Raw genomic sequence first — 21193 nt, forward strand, 5'->3', positions numbered from 1 at the left:
ATGAATTGTCTGGAATGTGGCGAGAAAATCATCGGAAGATCAGATAAAAAATTCTGCAACGATGCCTGTCGGAACGCCTATAACAATAAGCAGAATAAGGATTCCAGTAATCTGATGCGGAATGTTAATAACAAGCTTCGCAAAAATTACCGTATCCTGATGGAAATAAATACCGACGGTAAAACAAAAGTCCCAAAATCCAGACTGGATGGCTTAGGTTTTGATTTCGATTATTTTACCAACCTGAAAGTTTATAAAAACGGATCTGAATATAAATTCATTTATGATTACGGGTATAAACTTCTGGATGATGATTTTGTACTGATAGTAAAAAATCAGGCATAACCTACCCATCACAAATATAATATTATGAAAGAAGTTGTTCTGATCACCGGTGCCAGCGGCATGATTGCCAAAGAACTGGCAAAAAAAATAAGTTACGCATATGAAATCAGGTTTCTGACGCGAAAAAAAGTGCATGATCATGACTATGAATGGGATGTCCAAAAAAAAACTATAGATGAAAAAGCCCTTGACAATGTTTCTCATATCATTCATCTTGCAGGTGCCAATATTTCAGAAAAGCGCTGGACTTCGGAAAGAAAAAGAGAATTGATTTCCAGCCGTGTAGATTCTGCAGAATTACTTCGAACAACTTTAAGAAAAAACAAGATTAAGCTAAAGTCTTTTATTTCAGCCTCCGGAATTAATTTTTATGGTACTGAAACCTCAGAAAAAATTTATACCGAAACAGATCCACCAGGCAACGATTTTCTAAGTGAAGTGGTTGTCTTATGGGAAAGAGCTGCTGACGATTTTAAGGAACAGGATCTCGCAGAAAGAGTTGTGAAAATACGTACTGCTGTAGTACTTTCTGAAAAAGACGGAGCATTAAAGAAAATGATCCCCCCTATTCAATATTATATCGGCTCTCCACTGGGAAGCGGGCAGCAATATATGCCATGGGTTCATATTGAAGACATCTGCTCTATTTATGAATTTGCTTTAAAAAACCCAGCAATAGATGGCGCTTATAATGCTGTATCTCCACAACATGCCACCAATAAAGAACTTACAAAAAAGATTGCCCAGGTACTTAAAAAACCACTATTTATGCCTAATGTTCCCGGATTTGTACTGAAACTCTTATTCGGAGAGCTGGCTACTGCTATATTGGAAGGTTCCAGAGCTTCCTCAAAGAAACTTCAGGATGCAGGTTTCCATTTTAAATTTCCGGATCTGGAGAACGCTTTAAAAGACTTATTAAAGAAGTAAATTCAGGAAAAATTAATTAGAAAAATATTTTAATACCTATTTATTATAACACAGAAAATATTCTCATGAAAAACCCGAATATCAAATTATTAAACACAGAAATCCTTTCAGATAACTGGTATACTTTAAACAAAGTCACCTACTCTGTTTTGAAAAAAGACGGAACTACAGAAACTCAAAGCAGAGAAGCCTATGACCGCGGAAACGGTGCAGTAATCCTTCTTTACAATACAGATTCAAACACCGTTATTCTTATCAGACAATTCAGATTACCTACTTATATCAACGGAAATTCTACAGGCATGCTCATTGAAGCCTGTGCAGGATTGTTGGATAATGATAATCCGGAAGACTGTATCAAAAGGGAAACAGAAGAAGAAACCGGATATAAAATTTCCAAGGTTGAGAAAATATTTGAAGCCTATATGTCGCCCGGATCTGTAACGGAAATTCTGTATTTCTTCATTGCAGAGTATTCAAATGAAATGAAAATCAACCGCGGAGGTGGATTGGAAGAAGAAGGTGAAAATATCGAAGTTCTGGAATTATCGTTTGAAAAAAGTCTGAAAATGATTGATACAGGAGAAATCAAAGATGCAAAAACCATCATGCTTCTGCAACATTTGAGGATCAAAGGAATACTGTAGAAATAAAATATCAATGATGATTGATAATTGAAAACTGCATATCTAATAAAAACATTAACTTATAACTCATATTTAAACTATTAACAGATGATTGAACATGTGAAACTTGCCATTAATCCCAAATTTCAGGATTGGGTTCTTTTTGAAAATGGCACTTATATTATTTTCGATGACATCAGTATTATCAAAAATGTAAAAGAGAAAGCATTACAATTAATGAAAGAATTCGGTCCGGTTTATGCCGGAGGTCCTGCCGGAGATTTCAATGTAATTCATTTAAACCTTACAGAAGGATGGCTGGTTTCCGGACATGGTTATGGTATGTATACTTATGTACATCCTTCCGAACTGGACAGTGAATCCCCAAACGATCTTGAAATAGGACTTTATGGCAGATCTAAAAGAGATTCAGATGGTCAAAATCCTGAAATTATTCATATCAACAGGAGTGAAATTTCATAAGGCCTACCATTCATAATTTATTATTCATAATTAAATACAATGCTTCAAGATCATATTACGGTGGAGAACCGCCATAAGGACTTTATTAGAAAAATCACTGAAACAGAAACAGTATACGCTTTAAAAGATGGCAAAGGCTATGCAACTTCGTATTCCAACGAGTCAGAATATGAAGACGGTGAAGAGGTACAGATCATTTGTTTCTGGTCTGATGCTGCCAGAGCAAAATCATGCATAGAAAACGCATGGAATCATTACGAGCCTTCTCCTATTCCTCTCAACGAGTTTGTAGAAAACTGGTGTCTGGGAATGAATATCGACGGATTATTGGTAGGAACTAATTTCGACAGCCATCTGTTTGGCTACGAAGCTGAACCTTTAGAATTAATCATTGATATTATTGAAGAGCTCAGATCTTCAGGAAAGTCACTGGAATTGAGAAAGTTTGAAAACATGGAAGATCTAGAAAAACAGATCAGAGCCGTGCTGGAAGATTAATAATTTAGCTCATATGAAGTCTTTGGGAATAAAGATCTTTAAAGCAAGTGCTTTATTTTTGGTCATTCTTTTCAGTATTCTTATGCTGAAAACCATTTCCCAGTATACTTCTCTTGAAAAAAATATAGGATTTCTGGCTTTTAAGCAGCAGGTTGTGGATAATCCGTACTGGATGATTTTTTTCTACATTCATATCTTTTCCATAACGCTTTGTCTTCTGGCAGGTCTGACCCAGTTTTCAAATCGGTTTTTGACTGAAAACAGAAGCCTTCATAAGATAATTGGGAAAATATATGTCTACAACATCCTTATTATCAATGTTCCGGCATGCTTTGTTCTGGGACTTTTTTCCAATGGTGGCATTATCGGAATCACAGGATTTCTGATACAGGATATCCTTTGGGCATATTTCACTGCTTCCGCCATACTTTTTATCAAAAAAGGAAATGTGAACAGACACAGGATGTATATGATCTTAAGCTATGCGGTCACCACCACAGCCATTACCTTCAGAATTGTTAAAAATCTGTTTTATAATGAAACCCGTCATGACTACCAACTTTTTTATGGTTTGAATGTCTGGGCAGCCCTTTTTATCAATCTTTTTATAGCTTATCTGATTCTCAGAAAAGAATCATTACTACCTGGAAAAGTCAACGTTAGAAAAGAAGATTAAAAGACTTATAAATGACACCAGAAAAAATGATGCAATAAATATCAAAGTATTAAAAAATGCTTCATATTGAGTATTCCGGGTCCATTTGCCGAAAAAACGCATTATCAGATAAGAAATTCCTCCCAAAACGGCAATAATAAAAAGAAGAAAAAAATAATAAATCATGGTTTCGTGTTAATGTGTGTAAATCTATTATTTTAAATCTAAAAAAACAATCAATTACAGGACTACAATCTTCTGAATAGCCTTAATTTTGATCAACGTTATTATCTAAAAATTAATGTATGAAAATTAAAAGCCTTGACCATCTTGTTTTTACGGTGGCAGATATTGAAAAGACTATTGCATTTTACACTCATGTTATGGGCTTTGAAGTCGTTACTTTTGGAGAGGACAGAAAAGCACTCATCTTTGGAAATCAAAAGATTAATCTGCATCAGAAAGGATATGAATTGGAGCCTAAAGCAGAGACTCCAACCTGTGGCTCTGCTGATCTTTGTTTCATTGCAGAGACAGGTCTTCATGAGATAATGGAAGAGCTCAGACAGAAAAATATAGAAATCATTGAAGGGGTTGTAGACAGAACCGGAGCGGTAGGAAAAATCAAATCAGTTTACTTCCGTGATCCGGATTATAATCTTATTGAAGTAAGTAATTATTATTAACAAAAACAGCTCTGTATCAGTTTATTACTATCCATTTTTTAGAATTTAATGTTCCTGGATTTCTGAAATACAAAATTGTCAGTATAAAATTCGTATAAAATTTGCAAAAACCATTGAGAAAATCTATTTAATCTTTTATATTTCGAATTTAAAGCCTTAATTTTGCATAGAAATTCAGAAAATTCGGATTCTTTCAACAGGTTATGTACATGAAAAAAATGATGATCGGGCTTGCTTTGGCCTTATCCATCACTATTTGGGGGCAAAAAACTCCTGCAAAAGCAAACAATCTGACCCCTTACAGCTATCAGACTTTTAACTGTGACAATAAAGGGTATTTTGACCCGGCTAAATATAAAAAAGAAGAAATAGACGGGGTAAATAAACTGTTGTATCAGTTCAATGGCGTGGTATTTGACACCCAACCTGTTTTTAAAATTGCCCAGCTTGAAGAAATCCGTAAAAACAGAGAAACGTATTTACAGGAACTGGAAAAACAGTATGAAGAAAAGAAAAAGGAACTGTACAGCCTTAAAGTAATTGATCTTCCTCAATGGAAAAAATTAATGGAAGAAACTATTGATTCTTTTGAGAATGAATATCAGCTTAATAAAGAAGAAATCCTTGCGTATTCTGATCCCACCACACTGAGAAACAGTAAATATTACGATACCTGCAGAGAACAGATTGATGCTATCTCCTCTCCCGACAGAGAAAAGATGTTTGCAGCATGGAGAGCGTATACTGAACTTAAAAGCAAAAATAATGCTGATCCAAAGGGTGTAATGGCAAGATTTGATGCCAAAATGAATGACCCTCAAAAAGAAGATTACGCATTAATTGATATGATTGGTCTGGGTTTTCACAACTGTGCCAACAGCAGTTTCAGACAAAAGCGTAATAATGAAGAGACCTCTTATAAAGATTTTGATAAGATTTTCACCAAGCTGAAGAGAACTTGTGATCAGCCGTAGGCTTATTAAATAGTTTGAAAGATTTAATCCTAAAAAAATAGAATAGCAACACTCAGATTGAGTGTTGTTTTTTTATTGGTAAAGTTTCACAGAACGGTTAAGGAATGGTTAAAAGTGGGTTAATGGCTTATGATTTCTTTGAGAAAGGCTTCGTTACCTCTATTTTCGTACTTCTAAAACTATTCCATGAAATACATTGTTGCTTTCCTGACGTTGCTACTTTGCATAGCAGCATCAGCTCAAAAACCTATCTCTGTTCTTCCGTTTTTTCTGGAAAACAATTCTGTGTATGTATATTGTAAAGTCAATAAAACGGACAGTATTAAGTTCCTTTTTGATACCGGTGCAGATGGCTCTGTTATTAATAGTAATTCTAAGAAAAAGATTCCGCTGAAAATTGACGGAAAATCTGAGAACAGAGGTTCCAACGGAGTAAATACTGTAGATTACAGCAGCCACAACACAATACAGTTTGGGGATATTGAGAAAAAAGAAATACGATTTACGCTTATTCCTTATGAATCTGTTCGTTTTGACGGGGTTTTCGGAACGGATCTGATGAAGGGCAATCTCATTGAAATAGATTATCATAGAAATGAAATCCGGTTTTATGACGAAGATGATCTGCTTATGGATTTAACAGGATATGAAAAGGTAAAACTTCATATGATCGACAACTACCCTGCTGTAGAAAGCATTATCATGGTCAATGACAAAGAATACTCAGGATTCTTTGGGCTCGACAGCGGAGCGGATGATGTACTTACGATTGCTTCTCCTTTTGCAAATAAGAATGTTCTGGTAACAGCCATGAAAACAATAGGTAAAGCCACAGCACAAGGCTCCGATGGATCTGTATATGAAATGCCTGTTGTTCTTTGCCCAGCTGTTCAATTCGCTCAGAAGTATCTTTATAATCTCCCGGTTACCCTTTCCGGTTCTACTGAAGGAATTGATTCTACAGAAAAAATGGTGGGATTTTTTGGTAATCAGTTTTTAAAAAGGTTCAATACAGTGATTGATTTCAAGAATGGATTTATTTATTTTAAACTGAATAAAAATTTGTACTCAGAGTTTAATTAGCTGTAAAAGTTAGTTTTACACATTCTACCTTCCTCTACATACTATAAATTCAACACAAAAAAACATTCAAATAAATTAATAATGAATAAGTTATGGTTTATCAGATTTAAATCCGTAATTTTGCACCCCGAAAATAAGGATTAGAGATATGAAAAAAATTGGTGAACACAGAACACTTCTTGGAGTTGATAAAAACGTTACTTTAAGAGAATTAAAGACGATTTACAGAAATGTGATGAAAGATACCCATCCTGACAAATTCATTAATGATGAAGCAGGAAAACAGGAAGCAGAAGAAAAAAGCAAGTCTGTGATTGAAGCCTACCACTTTTTGGTAAGTATTAATCCTGAAACACAGGAAAAATATAAAGAAGAATATACTGAAACCATTACAAAATCTAATATTCAGGATTTTTATCTGGAGAAATCAATTTTAACGGTTCAGCACTTAAACGGAAATATGTATGAATATATGGGGGTTCCAAGAAATACCTATATCAAAATGATCAATGCTGATTCACCAAGCCGTTTTGCAAGAAGACATATCTACGGAAACTTCGTTTACAGAAAATCCGGAGAGGCTATGGCGGATTAATTTTTTCTACAACAATATAGAAGAGCTTCCAGTTTTACTGGGAGCTTTTTTGTTGCCAAAACCGGATGTTATGTTTTGGCTAAAGCCAATATTGGCTGTTATAAATTTAAGCGGGCTAAAGCCCACTCCTATTGAATATTTTCTTAATGCACAATAATCATCAATAGAAATGGGCTTTAGCCCATTTACAATAATAAAAATCATCCAATGGCTTTAGCCCAAACCTCTATAACTAAATTTTAAATCATCAAATATCAACAAAAAAGCGCCTCAGAAGATCTGAGGCGCTTTCGGTTAATTAAAGGTTTAATTTATTTGTCTAAATGCTTCGGAGTAAATCCGTCTTCATTCAGTTCTCTGTGTACGTAATCCGCTTTCATTTCAGCTTCGTAGTCTACTTTAGTATCTTTACCCATTCTTCTTAGAACGGAGTCAAATAGAGAGTATACTACCGGTACAATGATCAATGTAAGGAATAGTGATGATGTCAAACCACCGATTACTACCCATGCAAGACCTTTGTTCATCTCAGCTCCGGCCCCTGTTGCCAATGCGATCGGTAACATACCGAAGATCATCGCAATGGTAGTCATCAGGATCGGACGAAGACGGGCGTGGTTGGCTTGTACCAAGGCATCGTGAGTGTTTGCTCCGGCTGCTTTTCTTGCATTTGTAAAGTCAACGATAAGGATCGCATTCTTCGCTACCAGACCAATCAACATGATCATCCCTAACATGGTAAAGATGTTCAGTGAGTTGGCAGTTAAGGCAAGGATTACCATTACCCCGATCATCGCTAGCGGGATTGAGAACAATACCACGAAAGGATATACAAAACTGTCATATAGTGAAACCATTACCAGGTATACCAATACAATAGCAGCCAATAATGCAATTCCTAACGTACCGAAACCTTCCTGCTGGTTTTCCATATCTCCACTCCAGATGTAATCTACACCTACAGGTTTTTTGGTGCTGTTCATGAACTGGTTTGCCCACTCATTAGCTACGTCACCTACCGGTCTACCAACAGCTTTCGCTCTTACTTTTACGGAAGGAGACTTATCTCTACGTTCAAGCAAACTTGGTCCTGAACCCATTTCCACGTTAGCAAACTGGCTTAAACGAACCTGCTGTCCCTGAGGGTTTGTAAACATAAGGTTTTTAACGTCATCAATAGACTGTCTGTTCACATCTCCGAAACGGATATTGATGTCATATTCATATTCTCCGGCTCTGAATTTTCCGTCAGTATTTCCGTTGAACGCGGTCTGCATCGTCTGTCCTACACTTGAAAGGTTTAAACCTAAAGCAGACATTTTATCTCTGTCAATACTTACCTGAACTTCCGGGCTACCTGTATCTGTTGACAATTCTGCATCTACTGCTCCAGGAACTTTTTTCAACAGCTCAAGGATTCTTGTTGCTTCTTTTACTGCGGTAGCGTTATCCGGAGCGGTTACAACCATTTCAATAGGAGCATTTTCAGCACCCATGATACCGATTGGAGCTGTTTTAAACTCAACTCCTGTGAATTTCTCTTCCAGCTGTCTTTTTATTTTTGCAGCTTTGATATTGGTACTTTCAGAACGTTCAGACTTATCTGTTAAGTTCACCTGAACCTCGGATTGGTAAGTAGTTGCCTGAGCTCCACCAAAACCTGTAGACTGCTGTCCTACTGTTGTGATAAGATCTACAACATCTTTATCATTTCTTAAGAATTTCTCAACATCTAATGTTAATTGGTTTGTCTTTTCAACGGTTGCATCTTTTGACAATTCCATTTGTACCAGGAACTGGCCACGGTCGATTGGCGGGAAGAACTCACCTCCAATGAACCCGAATGCTACCAGCATGAATGAACTGATTAAAACAATAAATGTAATCACTACAGTTGAAATTCTTCTTAATGTCGTTTTCAGACACCATTCAAGAATTCCTGTGATCCAGTGTGTAAACTTGTCAATTAATCCTTCAAACCAAAGAATGAATTTCTCAAACCAGTTTTTACCTGTTAAATGTTCCAGTTTACCGAATCTTGATGATAACCAAGGAATGATGGTAAATGAAGCCAATAATGATAACAAGGTGGCAATAACTACCGTGACGCAGAACTGTGCCAGGATGTTGGCTACAAGACCTGAACTCATCGCAATCGGTAAGAATACCACCACAATTACCAAGGTAATCGCAGCAACGGTAAATCCGATCTCTGAAGCTCCGTCATACGCAGCTCTGATCTTACTTTTCCCCATCTCCATGTGACGGTAAATGTTTTCCAGAACTACAATCGCGTCATCCACCAGGATACCTACCACAAGGGATAGTCCCAGTAAACTCATTAAGTTCAAAGTATATCCCATAAGGTTCATTCCGATGAACGCTGCCACCAATGAAGCCGGGATAGAAACCATTACGATGAATGCGTTTCTGATACTGTGAAGGAATAGTAACATTACAATTGCCACGAGGATAATCGCTAAGAATAAGTCGAAAATAACGTGGTTGGCTGATTCAAGGGTAAATTCTGTCGTATCGTTTACGATTTTCACTTTTACTCCCTGAACTTTATAGGCTTCTTCTACTGTTTTAATGGTCTTTTGAACACTTTCAGATACTGCTACCGCATTGGCATCAGATTGTTTCTTAACCTGCATCAAAATCGTAGGAAACTGATTGAATCTCGCTACTTTTTCAACATCCTTCTGAGAGTCGAAAACTGTTGCAATATCAGATAAACGTACCTGAGCTCCATTTTTATTGGAAACAACAAGGTTGTTCATTTCCTCTGTAGATTTATACTTTCCTGAAAGTCTGATCGTAGATTTTGTAGTTCTCGTTTTCAAACTTCCTGTAGGGAAATCTAAGTTTGATGAAAGAATGGCCTGTTGCACGTCTCCGATTGAAAGTCCGTACCCCTGTAATTTTTTCTCATCAAGATTTACCTGAATCTCTCTCTCCTGTCCACCAACAAGGTCAACCTGAGCTACCCCATTTACACGGGAGAAAATAGGTTCAATCTTTTTATCCAATAAGTCATAAAGGTCCTTACTGTTCAGTTTATCCGATGAAATACTCATCGTGATAATCGGTAAGTCATCTAAAGAGAATTTATTCAGAGACGGTGCTTTTACATCTTCCGGAAGGTCTGCCAGAATCGCATTTACCTTTCTCTGTGCGTCATTCAAAGCGTAGTCTACATCGGCTCCATCGTTCAGCTGAACCATGATTACGGATAAGCTTTCGTATGAAGAAGATTCTACTTTTTTAACGTTTTCCAAAGAACCTACGGCATCTTCAATCTTTCGGGTCACGGAGGTTTCCACCTCTGCAGGTGAAGCTCCAGGATAGACCGTAGAAATGGTTACCATGTTGGTTTCAAACTTTGGAATCAATTCGTATCCCATGAGCGTATAACTCAGGATACCTCCCAACGTCAGAATTGTAAATAATACAATTACCAGCGAGGGTCTTTTGATCGATATTTCTGCTAACTTCATAGATCTGCTACTTTATAATGTTCACTTTAGATCCGTTGTCCAGATTGATCTGTCCGCTGGTAACCACCTGCTCTCCTCCATTCAATCCGCTTAAAATCTGAACTTTATCTCCGTAAACTTTTCCGATGGTTACTTTGATCAATTTAGCAACACCATTCTGGACAACGAATAATTGTCCTGAGCTTACTCCGTTAACAAAGGCTTCTGCAGGAACGGTCAGCATATTCTGAGTTTCTGCGCCATTGTTTGTACTGAATTTAGCCGTTGCATACATACCAGCCTTAAGGTTTCCTCTGTTTTGTACTTCAATTTCAACAGGGAAATTAAGAGAAGCATCACTTTTAGGAGCAATGAAAGTAATTCTACCTACGAAAGAATCTTCAGGCAAAACATTTACTTTAATCGGAACTTCCTGACCTAACTGGATTTTTCCGATCTGGCTTTCATCTACCAAAACAGAAAGCTTCAGACTGTTGATATTAACGATTTCAAACATCGATGTTCCAGGAGAAACCACCGTTCCGGGCTCAACCATTTTCTTGTTGATGGTACCGCTGATTCCTGCACGGATGCTAGTATCATTTACTTTTACACCCTGTGCTCTTACTGCAGCCTGAGCATTTTTCAGCTGTAGTCTTGAGTTGTCAAGCTGTTGTTTTGTAACTCCGCCTGTTTTATATGCGTTCTCATAGCGTTGGTTATCAATAATAGCATTCTGCAGATTGTTCTGAGCCTGGGTAACATCCACTTCGATAGCATCTTTTTTAATCGTTGCCAAAACCTGTCCTGCTCCTACCCTTGCCCCCTCTTTTACCAGAACGCTTACGATACGTCCTGATATTTCAGAAGACTGGTTCATTTCCTGCTTAGGAATAAAAGTTCCGTTGGCTGAGTAGTCTGTATCAATATTTTCTCTTGTAACGGTTACAATATTAACATTGATCTTATCTACCTGCTTGGCAACTTCTTTTACTTCCTGCGTCTGTTTTTCTTTGTTACCGGCAATCTTGTAAGCGGCTAAACCAACCAGTACAGCTGCTACGATGATATATATTAAAGTTTTTTTCATTTTAGTTTATTATAAGTTTTGTAGTGTGTTTAGTTCACCCTTAGCTTTTATCAGCTTGATCTCTGCCTGTTTATAATCCAGCAATGCATTGGAATAGTTCTGTTTTGCCTGCGTAAGAGCATTTTCAGAATCCAGCACTTCCGTAAGTGTTGCCAGCCCATACTGGTAGTTTGACTGGGTATTTTTCTGAACTCTTTCTGCCAATCCTACATTGTCTTTCATGCTTTCGAGATTGATCAATGCATTTTCCATATTGGTAACGGCATTTTTATAATCTAAACTTAAGCTCAGCTGAGTGTTTTCAATATCAACATCAAGATCCTGAATATCAATTTCTGCCTGGTTGATTTTCGCTTTGGTAGCTCCACCCGTGAAAATAGGAATATTGACATTCAAACCAATTGCTGAAAAATCGCTCCAGAGAACGCCTTTACTAAGGCCATTGGTCAATGGGAATTTTGCTCCGTTAGCTCCCCATCCGTAGTTCGCCGTAAGATTTACTGATGGATAAAGATAAGCTTCAGTCGCTTTTTTATTGAAAACCAAAAGTTCCCTGTTTTTATTTAAAACTTTAAGCTCTGTACGATCATTAAGATTTACGTTGCTCGCAATCAGCTCAGGTTTTGGTTCGATTTGTTTTTCTTCAAGCTCGATGTCTGTAGAAATCGGGATTCCCATATAAAACTTCAGGGCATTTTTTGAAAGTTCAACAGAGTTGATTAAAGCCTGCTTGTTGGAACCGATATTGGTAAGCTGAACATTGGTTCTGTCCAAATCGATTGCTTTTGCCAAACCGTTATCAACCAAACTTTTAATAACATTTCTTACTTTTTCAGTATTGGCATAGCTGGCTGTTACCGTTTTAAGGTTTTCCTCCTGTACGAACACCTGATAATAAGCTGTTGCAACATTTTCAATAATCTGTTCATTGGTTAACTGAGCATTCAGTACATAAAACTCTCTAGTTGACTTTGCAGCTTTCAATCCTGTAAAGACTCTCTGATCAAAAATCGCCTGTTGAAGTTGTACAGAAGCTGTTGAACCCCAAGGCTGCCCAAACTGAGCTCTGATTTTCTCTCCTCCAAATTCCAGCAAAGATTCCTGAATAATCGGATTATAGGTTAAACCTGCCGTAGCACTGACCTGAGGAAGGGCACCGGCTCTGGCTTCATCAATCTTGTATTCGGCTTTTTTCACCTGTAAAGCAGCTTTTTTAGCTTCTGCTTTATTTTGAAGTGCCTGTTTAATCGCTTCCTGCAGGGAAACCTGCTGCTGGGCAGACATCAGTGTTGAGCCGAAAATCATAAATGCTGAAGCTATCCCAATTTTTAGCTTTGTAGCAGTTATACGTTTTCTATTCATAATTTTATACTTCGTTTATTTTTTATTTAATTTTCATTCATTATTTATTTCTATTTGACGAATCATTTTCAGAAATACTTTAGTTTTTTTTAGTTTTTGAACAACATATTGATAATAATCTCTTTTCTTTCAGAAATAATTTTATCATATTCTTCATCATTAATTAAAAGATTTTCCATAAATAATGGTCTTATTGCACTTGGAAATACCAGCAATGAAACCATATTCAGAATAAACTGAACCGGAGCCATTTTCTCAATATTTCCCAATTCCATTTCTTTTTCAATATCCTTGTACATATCGTTCAGGATATCCTCCTCAATTTCTCTGTGATGGCAGGTTCCTTTATTGATCTGTGACACGATATACGTTTCCAGATACGGATACTGAAGGCTTGTGGAAAGACTGCTTTCTATGAATTTGCTGATCTTTTCTTTAAAAGGAAGAGCTGAATTCTGAATGATCTTCGATTTTTCCTGTTCTACTCTTTGCGCTTCATCAAAGATGATCTGGATAAGCTTATCTCTTGAACGGAAATAGTAATTAATAAGCGTTCTGTTCACTCCTGCTTCATCTGCAATCTCCTGCGTAGTAGCATCAAACTTTCCTTTCACAAAGAATAAATTCTTCGCTGTCTCCTTGATCAATTCCTGTGTTTGGTCTTTTTTTGCTTGATTTGACATTTTTGTTAAACAAATTTGTGCAAATTTATAGTAAAAATTATTTTTGACAAAATTGTTAAACAAAAAAATTAAACACATTTGTCATGACATCCGTCATGCTTGTTCACATAAGTTTGTTATTACTTAATGTTTAATGAGAAAGCTATTTTTATATCTTTGCCGCAAATTAATAACCCAATGCGAAAACTTCTCTTGCTATTCGTTCTATTGATAGCAACTCTGTGTTATTCACAATGTAATAACTGTGCAAAAAATTTTGGAGGCTGGATTGAAGATAATATGGTAGGCATGAAAAAAACAAATGATGGTTTTTTATATGTTTATCAGGCTGACCAATCTTACACGTATGCCAAAATGCTCAAATATGATTTTAACTGTAATCTGATTTGGGAAAAATATGATGTAATTCAGGCTTTAACAGTAGACAATGCCGGGAACATCTACACGCTTGGGACGTCTGGTTATTATATGAACTATGTCAACAAACTAAAAAAATATAGTGCCAATGGTACTTTAATTTGGGAGAAACAATTCTCAGGAGAAATAGGAAGACTGGCAAAAAATATATTTGTTCATCAAAATGATGTTATTGTAACAGGAGTTTTCAGCTATACACTAGACTTTTTTAGTCAGGTTTCATTGACTAATAACAGCGGTCTTACACAGCCCTATCGCAGAGGATTCCTAGCCAAATTCGACACCAATGGAAATTTCTACAATGCGATCCAGCTAGGTCAGGATATGGAATTTTTTAAAGACTCTGAAATGGATAATGCCGGTAATATTTATATATCAAAAGTTCATGCGAATTTTGCATATAGTAAGATTGAAAAATTTGATCATAACCTACAGTTAATCCTTTCTAAAGAGATCTCCAACAATACGGGAGTTTACTGGGCATATTGCCCCACAAATCTTCATTATAATAAAATTAATGATAAAATGTATGTTTATGGTACTTTTGCTATTTCAACAAAAGTAGACAACACTTTATTTTCTACAGGCAGTACCAGTAATGGGGTGCAGCAAAGTATTATTACTGAGTTTGATATTAATAATTTAAATCTTCTCCGGTATTTAAAGTTTTACAACAACAGCTTTTTACAAATTCCTCACGAATCCAATAATAATACGAGAACTTTAAATAATGCCTATTTTGCTGAAACCAATGATTACCTATACACCTTTGGAACCTTTTCAAAAACGATGACACTGGGCAATACTACAATTACCAGTTCTAATACCAATAACACTTATTATGGTGAAGATTTGGTTTTCTTTAAAATTAATTTAATCAATTTTGAAGCTGAATATCTGTTCAAATCTGATGCTCCACAAAATACTCCTTATCAAAACTTAAATGCAGCAAACGAAATCTTCATCAATAATGATAATGTCTATCTTTCATCAAACTTTAGAAATATACCGATAATACTGAACGGAACAACAATTAATAACAACAGTGGAAATGGTGCTGAGGATGTGTTACTGTATAAATATAGTACAACCAACTCTTCTAATACACTCTCATCAAACTCTCCTGTTTGTACTAGCTCCACTCTTCAACTTAATGCCTCTGGTGGCACAACCTATAGCTGGACAGGTCCAAATGGCTTTATCTCAAATCAGCAGAACCCAATCATACCTAATGCTAATGCTAATAATGCAGGAACTTATACTTGTCAGGTTTCAGGAGGAACTTGCAGTGGGACATTTACCATAAATGTTGTTGTAGGTGATCATATCGCCCCTGTTCCGAATATTCCTGCTCTGGCGGACATTACCGGAGATTGCCATACAACGGTTACTACTATTCCTGCTGCTACTGATAACTGTGCAGGACCAATTACTGCAACAACAACAGATCCTTTATCCTATTCAATCCCTGGAAACTATATTATCCACTGGACTTATAACGACGGAAATGGTAATACAACAACTCAGAATCAAAATGTAATCGTATCATCTCCACCTCTTCCGACAACTGCAAACGCTCAGCAAACGTTCTGCACTACCAATAATCCTAAGATTTCTGATATTCAGATCACAGGACAAAACATCAAATGGTACGATGCAGCAGGAAATATTTTATCTGTAACAGCTGGCCTTATCAATGGACAAACCTATTATGCTTCTCAGACTATTAATGGATGTGAGAGTAATAAATCAGCTATCCAGGTAACAGTAAATAACACACCTAAACCAACAGGAAATGTAGATCAGGATTTCTGTGCTTCTGCAAATCCTACAGTAGAAAAGATCATTGTAACAGGAACATCCCTTAAATTCTATGATGCAGCAGGAAATGTAATCCCGGTGACCACTCCTCTTGTAAGCGGACAAACGTACTTTGTAACCCAGACAATAAACAACTGTGAATCTGAAAAACTGGCAATTACAGTAACTTTATCTACCAATAATGTGCCCGCAAAAGACATTACGCAGGTACAATGTAATACAACTACTGCTAATTCAATGGTTGTTAATCTTCACTCATATGAAGCAAGTATTATTAATAATCCAGGGAATTATATTTTCACTTATACTGACACTTCAGGAAACCCTATTTCTAATCCTTCTGCTTATATTTTGAATGTCGGGACAACCCTTATCCACGTAAGGGTTTCAACTCCTGACGGATGTTTTAAGGTGGTGAGATTAAACCTTACGCTTAATCCAAAACCTATTGTTCTGCTTCCTGATATGCTTGATTTCTGTGAAGGAAAGTCGGTTGTTTTAGATCCAGGCCCTGGATTTAAGTCTTATGAATGGAGTACCGGAGCAACCACTCAAACGATTACAGTATCTACTCCAGGGACATATACTGTTAAAGTAACCAACGTTTTCGGATGTGAAAGTACAAGCTCTACCCAGGTAAGCTATTCTGTTTTAGCACATATTGTTTCTGTGAATATTACAAACAATACAGCAAGTGTAATTCTTTCTCAGAACGGAAATTATGAGTTTTCTTTAGATAATCTCACATGGCAGGATTCTAATATATTCACTAATTTAAATATGGGAGAATATACTGTGTATGTGAGAACAAAATCCGGATGTATTATCGGGCAGAAGAACTTCTCGATTTTCAATATACCCAATGCAATCAGTCCCAACGGTGATGGAATCAATGATGCGTGGAGAATAGCAGGATTGGAAAACTATCCGGGAACGGAGGTAAGTTTATATGACAGAAGAGGTGCTGTAATCTACAAAGAGATTATCAGAAATAAACCTTTCCAGTGGGACGGAAGATATGAATCCCATCCTATTTCTACAGGAAATTACTGGTATACCATAAAAGTTTCTGATGGAAGAATCTACAACGGATGGCTTCTGATTAAGAACAGATAGTAAAATAAAAACGAGCAGAAATTCTGCTCGTTTTTTGTTTTTATAATAATTTGATCTTATCGTCTGAAATATCGATGATCTTATCTTTATAAAGTCCTCCGATTGCTTTTTTAAAATTTTTCTTACTCATCTGAAGTTCATCTTTAATCTCTTCGGGAGATGATTTATCAGAAACATACAGAAGTCCGTAGTTTTCTTCCAGTTTGTTCAGAATCTTTTGTTTAAACTCGTCAATATTTTCAAATCCTTCTGGCTGTAAAGAAACATCTATTTTACCGTCTTCACGGATCGCTTTGATAAATCCTGTTTCTTCTGACAACGGATATAATTTTTTGAAAACATCGGAAGCATAGATCAAACCAATGTATTGTTTGTTGATGATCACATTCCAGCCCAGTTCACTTTCATTCATCATAATCAGATCTACCTTATCCCCTTTTTTGAACGGAAGTTCATCATACTGAGGATTTCTCTTGAACTTCGTGGTACCGGTAATCAGTTCCATATCTTCGTCTACATAAATATAAACCAGATATCTTTTGCCTTCGATGATTTTGGTTTTCTGCTGCTTGTAAGGAATAAATAAATCTTTAATGATTCCCCAGTCCATAAAAGCTCCGCTCGGAAGACTTTGCACACAGCTCATTACTGCAAATTCACCTACTTCCGCCAATGGGATCTCAGTAGTTGCTTTTAATTTATCGTCATCCTGATACACAAAAACTTCAACATCCTCACCTGTTTCTTTTTCATCCTGAATAAAGATTTTGGGTAGAAAAGCCTTTTCACCGGATTCATCTACGAGGATCCATCCTGAATTAATTTTTTCTGAAATTGTTAAAGTTTGAGTTTTTCCGAGTTGCATTGATGATAAAATTAGCTGACAAAGGTACGTAAATTTGAAGATGCTATCCTAATCTATATAATTATAATTGTTTTAATTGCTTTACAAAAAGTTATGAAACTATGAAAAATGTAATGTTTTAAAGATATGTTTGGGCTGAAGCCAATGAATTGATTGTATAAAATAAATGGTCTAAAGCCCGTTTCTATTGAACATTATAAGTTCGAAATATAATCCATCAGCTCACGTTTGCTGCTTTCAAAATCAAAAGCATCATAAACCAAGAAATAACGGTCTTTATCTGCACAATTCTGGTACATCGATTTAGCGAGTGCCAATTTCTTATTATCAAAACTGAGCGCTTTCACCAGATCTCTTATTTGTACTGAAGTAAACATAGAGGTACGCATCTGCTGATTGATCATCTTAATTTTCCCTTCATCAAAACTCTCATTGTTCATCATCATATCAAAAAACTGGCGGAAAGAATGATTATCCATCACATTTCCCTGAAGAGACCAGTCTCCGGAATGATTTCCGTAAGGATTGTTCCAGATATCGTTCCAGTCATTAAATCCATATTGATTTTGCACAGGATAAGAATCCAGAAGATAGAGACCTTCGTTGGTAAAGAAATCCAGCACCATTCTGTTGTTATTACGAAGCATCAATGTTGTTCTATAGATCAGAAGGCCATTCTCATAGATTGAAATGGGCATTCTCCCTAATGATAAATCAAAGAACCTATACTTTCCTGAACCGTTTGCCATCATCTGATCACCAACTTCCACAGTAAAAAATCCCTGTTCAGGAATTCTCAGAAAAACTTCTGCATAACCGTAGTTTCTGTTCCATTGATAATTAGGATTTTTTATTCTATTTTCATTTCCTCTTTTCAGAGTTGTATTATTTCCAGATCTCGGTTGATCAAAAGTTTTATTTCTTTCATCCGGGCTTTTAGAGGTTCTCATTTCCGTAGTGGAAGCCTCATTTTTTAATAATTCTCCTGCCTTTCCTGCTTCCTGTGCCCATGAGCTGATTCCTGCCAAAAGCATCAAACTGATAAAAATCTTTTTCATACATGAAATTTTCAAATACGATCTCCATTTTCATGCCAAAAGCACCACAAAAAAAGCTGTTTCCATAAGAAACAGCCTTTAATTTTAAATATTTAAATGATTAAATCTTTTAATCAGATATTACATATGAATAGGTCTTTTTGCCGTAGCATCCAATGCAGCTTCTTTGATCGCTTCTGCATAGGTTGGGTGAGCGTGTGAACTTCTTGCGATGTCTTCAGCACTTGCACGGAATTCCATAGCAATTACTCCTTCAGCAATAAGGTCAGCAGCTCTTGCTCCTACGATGTGCATTCCTAAAACCTCATCTGTTTTTTCGTCTGCAATAATCTTCACAAGACCGTCGATATCACCACTTGCACGGCTTCTACCTAAAGCTCTCATCGGGAAAGATCCTACTTTGTAAGCAACACCTTCTTCTTTTAGCTGCTCTTCAGTTTTACCAACTCCAGCAACTTCCGGCCATGTATAAACAACACCAGGAATCAGGTTATAGTTGATGTGAGGCTTTTGTCCTGCCAATGTTTCAGCAACGAAAACTCCTTCTTCTTCAGCTTTGTGAGCCAGCATCGCACCTTTGATAACGTCACCAATTGCATAGATATTAGCAACATTCGTCTGTAAGTGGTCGTTTACTTTTACTCTTCCTCTTTCGTCAAGTTCAACACCTGCTTTTTCAAGACCAAGACCGTCTGTGTAAGGTTTTCTACCTACAGAAACCAAACAGTAATCTCCTTCTACAACTACTTCTTCACCTTTTTTATCTTTAGCCGTGATCTTTACAGTATCTCCGTTTCTTTCAACTGCAGAAACCGCAGTAGAAAGCATAAATTTCATTCCTTGTTTCTTAAGAACTTTAGTCAATTCTTTGCTTAAAGCTCCATCCATTCCAGGGATGATTTTATCCATAAATTCAACAACAGTTACCTGAGCTCCTAATCTAAGGTATACAGAACCTAGTTCAAGACCGATAACTCCACCACCGATTACTACTAAGTGCTTAGGAATTTCTTTAAGGTTTAAAGCTTCCGTAGAAGTAATCACTCTTTCTTTGTCTAAAGAGATGAAAGGTAATGTAGATGGTTTAGAACCTGTTGCAATAATGGTATATTTAGACTCGATCGTTTCAGAAGAACCGTCGTTTTTTGTCACTTTAATCTGAGTAGCAGATTCGAAGCTTCCTACTCCTTCAAAAACAGTAATCTGATTTTTGTTCATCAGATAGCTGATTCCGTCTGTATTCTGCTTGATCACTTCGTTTTTACGCTCGATCATTCTCGCGATATCTGCTTGAGGCTCGTTAATGATGATTCCGTGACCTGCAAAATTGTGTTTTGCATTTTCGAAATGCTCAGAGCTGTCAAGAAGCGCTTTTGACGGAATACATCCAACGTTAAGACAAGTTCCGCCTAAAGTTGAATATTTTTCAATAATTGCTGTTTTGAAACCTAATTGTGCTGCACGGATAGCAGCAACATAACCACCGGGACCAGAACCTATTACGGTAACATCGAATTGACTCATGTTATTGTATGAATTTGTTTATTATTATCTATCTTAATTCTCACAAATTTACATATAAATTACCAAGCACCAAAGTGAGTTTTATCAATTTTAAAAATGATAATTATATGCTTTAGTTTGATGAAAAGTATTATTTTATGAACTTTATATTTTCTTCATTCCCTTTTTTGAGATAAATTGCGGTAAACACAAGAGGTTTGTCAGATGATGCATTGTCAAAATGAAGGATTTTCACATTTTTAGGTTCGTAAAAAGCATCTCCCTCATGAAGTATCACTTTTTCTTTTCCTTGGATCTGAAAAACAGCTTCACCGGAATTGATGATTCCCAAAACGGGACAGGGATGCAGATGTTCAGGAGCTCCTTGTCCGGCGGCCATTGTTATTTCCTGAATTTCGGTAGATTTCATTTTCTGATCAAGAGCTGTTTTTAACAATCCTTTTCTGGAAATGGACTTCTGCTGAGCCGTCATTACAACAGTATTCAGCATCAAAATAACAATGATAAATGGTTTCATGGATTTGATATTATTAAATCAATACAAATATTACAGATTCAATTTTCCCTGTCCGAATTCGCCTGTACTTTCAAAAAATGAACCACCATACACATACCATTCAAGGCCTTCCAGAAATTCTACTGCATTTTCAGGAGTGATCTGAGGACGGTCTTTTTTCGAAACAATTCCTTTGTACCATCTCCCTGATTTAGGATAATGCTCATATTCCACAAAATAATGAATCCATATTCTTTGGCACAACTTGCACTGTTGAATCGTTACTTCTCCATATCTTCCGTTGGTATGATCAATTCCTAATGCTGAGCTTCTATATTCTGTATAGCTGGAGTTCGGTTTCTCGCAGGCGCATCCTAATTTTTGGATTTTATTCATGAATGAAAAAA

20 protein-coding genes are annotated in these 21193 nt (G+C 36.5%); 11 read left to right on the top strand and 9 right to left on the bottom strand.

The window, feature by feature from the left end; genetic code table 11:
- From DEU39_RS06960 to DEU39_RS07005, 10 genes are all read left to right on the top strand, one after another.
- Positions 1-345 (top strand): hypothetical protein, encoded by a 345-nt coding sequence (locus tag DEU39_RS06960; protein ID WP_062675090.1) that lies wholly within the window; start codon positions 1-3, stop codon positions 343-345.
- Between the two features lie 24 nt (positions 346-369).
- The gene (locus DEU39_RS06965) at positions 370-1275 is read left to right on the top strand and encodes a TIGR01777 family oxidoreductase (protein WP_062675091.1); all 906 of its coding nucleotides are present in this window, start codon (positions 370-372) and stop codon (positions 1273-1275) included.
- A 65-nt stretch (positions 1276-1340) separates the two neighbouring features.
- Positions 1341-1922, top strand: a complete 582-nt coding sequence (gene nudK, locus DEU39_RS06970) for a GDP-mannose pyrophosphatase NudK (RefSeq protein ID WP_120231398.1) — start codon at positions 1341-1343, stop codon at positions 1920-1922.
- Between the two features lie 87 nt (positions 1923-2009).
- Positions 2010-2384, top strand: coding sequence for a hypothetical protein (locus DEU39_RS06975; RefSeq protein ID WP_228436685.1), 375 nt, complete (start codon positions 2010-2012; stop codon positions 2382-2384).
- Between the two features lie 39 nt (positions 2385-2423).
- The gene (locus DEU39_RS06980; protein WP_120231399.1) at positions 2424-2882 is read left to right on the top strand and encodes a DUF2750 domain-containing protein; all 459 of its coding nucleotides are present in this window, start codon (positions 2424-2426) and stop codon (positions 2880-2882) included.
- A 13-nt stretch (positions 2883-2895) separates the two neighbouring features.
- Entirely contained in the window at positions 2896-3558 is a 663-nt protein-coding gene (locus tag DEU39_RS06985; protein WP_120231400.1) for a DUF2306 domain-containing protein, read from the top strand.
- Positions 3559-3842: 284 nt separating this feature from the next.
- Positions 3843-4223: a VOC family protein gene (locus DEU39_RS06990; protein WP_120231401.1), complete on the top strand. Its 381-nt coding sequence runs from the start codon at positions 3843-3845 to the stop codon at positions 4221-4223.
- A gap of 209 nt (positions 4224-4432) precedes the next feature.
- Positions 4433-5197, top strand: a complete 765-nt coding sequence (locus DEU39_RS06995; protein ID WP_120231402.1) for a hypothetical protein — start codon at positions 4433-4435, stop codon at positions 5195-5197.
- Positions 5198-5383: 186 nt separating this feature from the next.
- Positions 5384-6280, top strand: coding sequence for a retropepsin-like aspartic protease (locus DEU39_RS07000; protein ID WP_120231403.1), 897 nt, complete (start codon positions 5384-5386; stop codon positions 6278-6280).
- A 148-nt stretch (positions 6281-6428) separates the two neighbouring features.
- A complete protein-coding gene (locus DEU39_RS07005) occupies positions 6429-6875 on the top strand; it encodes a KTSC domain-containing protein (RefSeq protein ID WP_047429652.1) in 447 nt (148 codons plus the stop codon).
- Positions 6876-7186: 311 nt separating this feature from the next.
- Here the strand turns inward: DEU39_RS07005 and DEU39_RS07010 are convergent, their stop codons facing one another.
- The 4 genes from DEU39_RS07010 to DEU39_RS07025 form a co-directional block, all read right to left on the bottom strand.
- On the bottom strand, positions 7187-10375 hold the full coding sequence (locus DEU39_RS07010; protein WP_062675099.1) for an efflux RND transporter permease subunit: 3189 nt from the start codon (positions 10373-10375) through the stop codon (positions 7187-7189).
- Positions 10376-10382: 7 nt separating this feature from the next.
- Positions 10383-11444, bottom strand: a complete 1062-nt coding sequence (locus DEU39_RS07015) for an efflux RND transporter periplasmic adaptor subunit (protein WP_120231404.1) — start codon at positions 11442-11444, stop codon at positions 10383-10385.
- 9 nt (positions 11445-11453) lie between these two features.
- Entirely contained in the window at positions 11454-12806 is a 1353-nt protein-coding gene (locus DEU39_RS07020; RefSeq protein ID WP_062675101.1) for a TolC family protein, read from the bottom strand.
- A gap of 89 nt (positions 12807-12895) precedes the next feature.
- Positions 12896-13489 (bottom strand): TetR/AcrR family transcriptional regulator, encoded by a 594-nt coding sequence (locus tag DEU39_RS07025; RefSeq protein WP_062675102.1) that lies wholly within the window; start codon positions 13487-13489, stop codon positions 12896-12898.
- A gap of 288 nt (positions 13490-13777) precedes the next feature.
- On the opposite strand from DEU39_RS07025, the gene DEU39_RS07030 reads away from it, so the two are divergent.
- Positions 13778-16843 (top strand): T9SS type B sorting domain-containing protein, encoded by a 3066-nt coding sequence (locus DEU39_RS07030; protein WP_183037385.1) that lies wholly within the window; start codon positions 13778-13780, stop codon positions 16841-16843.
- Positions 16844-16883: 40 nt separating this feature from the next.
- Here the strand turns inward: DEU39_RS07030 and DEU39_RS07035 are convergent, their stop codons facing one another.
- The 5 genes from DEU39_RS07035 to DEU39_RS07055 all read right to left on the bottom strand — a co-directional run bounded on the left by DEU39_RS07035 (position 16884) and on the right by DEU39_RS07055 (position 21182).
- Positions 16884-17708 carry a S1 RNA-binding domain-containing protein gene (locus tag DEU39_RS07035; protein ID WP_120231406.1) on the bottom strand — a complete coding sequence of 275 codons (825 nt, stop codon included), beginning with the start codon at positions 17706-17708 and terminating at the stop codon, positions 16884-16886.
- Positions 17709-17902: 194 nt separating this feature from the next.
- On the bottom strand, positions 17903-18766 hold the full coding sequence (locus DEU39_RS07040; protein ID WP_120231407.1) for a DUF4476 domain-containing protein: 864 nt from the start codon (positions 18764-18766) through the stop codon (positions 17903-17905).
- 120 nt (positions 18767-18886) lie between these two features.
- The gene (gene lpdA, locus DEU39_RS07045) at positions 18887-20290 is read right to left on the bottom strand and encodes a dihydrolipoyl dehydrogenase (RefSeq protein WP_047429636.1); all 1404 of its coding nucleotides are present in this window, start codon (positions 20288-20290) and stop codon (positions 18887-18889) included.
- A gap of 130 nt (positions 20291-20420) precedes the next feature.
- Positions 20421-20807, bottom strand: a complete 387-nt coding sequence (locus DEU39_RS07050; protein ID WP_120231408.1) for a cupin domain-containing protein — start codon at positions 20805-20807, stop codon at positions 20421-20423.
- Positions 20808-20837: 30 nt separating this feature from the next.
- Positions 20838-21182 (bottom strand): hypothetical protein, encoded by a 345-nt coding sequence (locus tag DEU39_RS07055; protein WP_062675107.1) that lies wholly within the window; start codon positions 21180-21182, stop codon positions 20838-20840.
- Positions 21183-21193 lie beyond the last annotated feature (11 nt).

The sequence above is a fragment of the Chryseobacterium sp. AG363 genome (genome assembly GCF_003610675.1).
Taxonomy (GTDB): Bacteria; Bacteroidota; Bacteroidia; order Flavobacteriales; family Weeksellaceae; genus Chryseobacterium; species Chryseobacterium cucumeris.

Coding starts and splice junctions, on each gene's coding strand:
- DEU39_RS06960 (WP_062675090.1), top strand. CDS start 1: ATGAATTGTCTGGAATGTGGCGAGAAAATCATCGGAAGATCAGATAAA.
- DEU39_RS06965 (WP_062675091.1), top strand. CDS start 370: ATGAAAGAAGTTGTTCTGATCACCGGTGCCAGCGGCATGATTGCCAAA.
- nudK (WP_120231398.1), top strand. CDS start 1,341: ATGAAAAACCCGAATATCAAATTATTAAACACAGAAATCCTTTCAGAT.
- DEU39_RS06975 (WP_228436685.1), top strand. CDS start 2,010: ATGATTGAACATGTGAAACTTGCCATTAATCCCAAATTTCAGGATTGG.
- DEU39_RS06980 (WP_120231399.1), top strand. CDS start 2,424: ATGCTTCAAGATCATATTACGGTGGAGAACCGCCATAAGGACTTTATT.
- DEU39_RS06985 (WP_120231400.1), top strand. CDS start 2,896: ATGAAGTCTTTGGGAATAAAGATCTTTAAAGCAAGTGCTTTATTTTTG.
- DEU39_RS06990 (WP_120231401.1), top strand. CDS start 3,843: ATGAAAATTAAAAGCCTTGACCATCTTGTTTTTACGGTGGCAGATATT.
- DEU39_RS06995 (WP_120231402.1), top strand. CDS start 4,433: ATGAAAAAAATGATGATCGGGCTTGCTTTGGCCTTATCCATCACTATT.
- DEU39_RS07000 (WP_120231403.1), top strand. CDS start 5,384: ATGAAATACATTGTTGCTTTCCTGACGTTGCTACTTTGCATAGCAGCA.
- DEU39_RS07005 (WP_047429652.1), top strand. CDS start 6,429: ATGAAAAAAATTGGTGAACACAGAACACTTCTTGGAGTTGATAAAAAC.
- DEU39_RS07010 (WP_062675099.1), bottom strand. CDS start 10,375: ATGAAGTTAGCAGAAATATCGATCAAAAGACCCTCGCTGGTAATTGTA.
- DEU39_RS07015 (WP_120231404.1), bottom strand. CDS start 11,444: ATGAAAAAAACTTTAATATATATCATCGTAGCAGCTGTACTGGTTGGT.
- DEU39_RS07020 (WP_062675101.1), bottom strand. CDS start 12,806: ATGAATAGAAAACGTATAACTGCTACAAAGCTAAAAATTGGGATAGCT.
- DEU39_RS07025 (WP_062675102.1), bottom strand. CDS start 13,489: ATGTCAAATCAAGCAAAAAAAGACCAAACACAGGAATTGATCAAGGAG.
- DEU39_RS07030 (WP_183037385.1), top strand. CDS start 13,778: ATGAAAAAAACAAATGATGGTTTTTTATATGTTTATCAGGCTGACCAA.
- DEU39_RS07035 (WP_120231406.1), bottom strand. CDS start 17,708: ATGCAACTCGGAAAAACTCAAACTTTAACAATTTCAGAAAAAATTAAT.
- DEU39_RS07040 (WP_120231407.1), bottom strand. CDS start 18,766: ATGAAAAAGATTTTTATCAGTTTGATGCTTTTGGCAGGAATCAGCTCA.
- lpdA (WP_047429636.1), bottom strand. CDS start 20,290: ATGAGTCAATTCGATGTTACCGTAATAGGTTCTGGTCCCGGTGGTTAT.
- DEU39_RS07050 (WP_120231408.1), bottom strand. CDS start 20,807: ATGAAACCATTTATCATTGTTATTTTGATGCTGAATACTGTTGTAATG.
- DEU39_RS07055 (WP_062675107.1), bottom strand. CDS start 21,182: ATGAATAAAATCCAAAAATTAGGATGCGCCTGCGAGAAACCGAACTCC.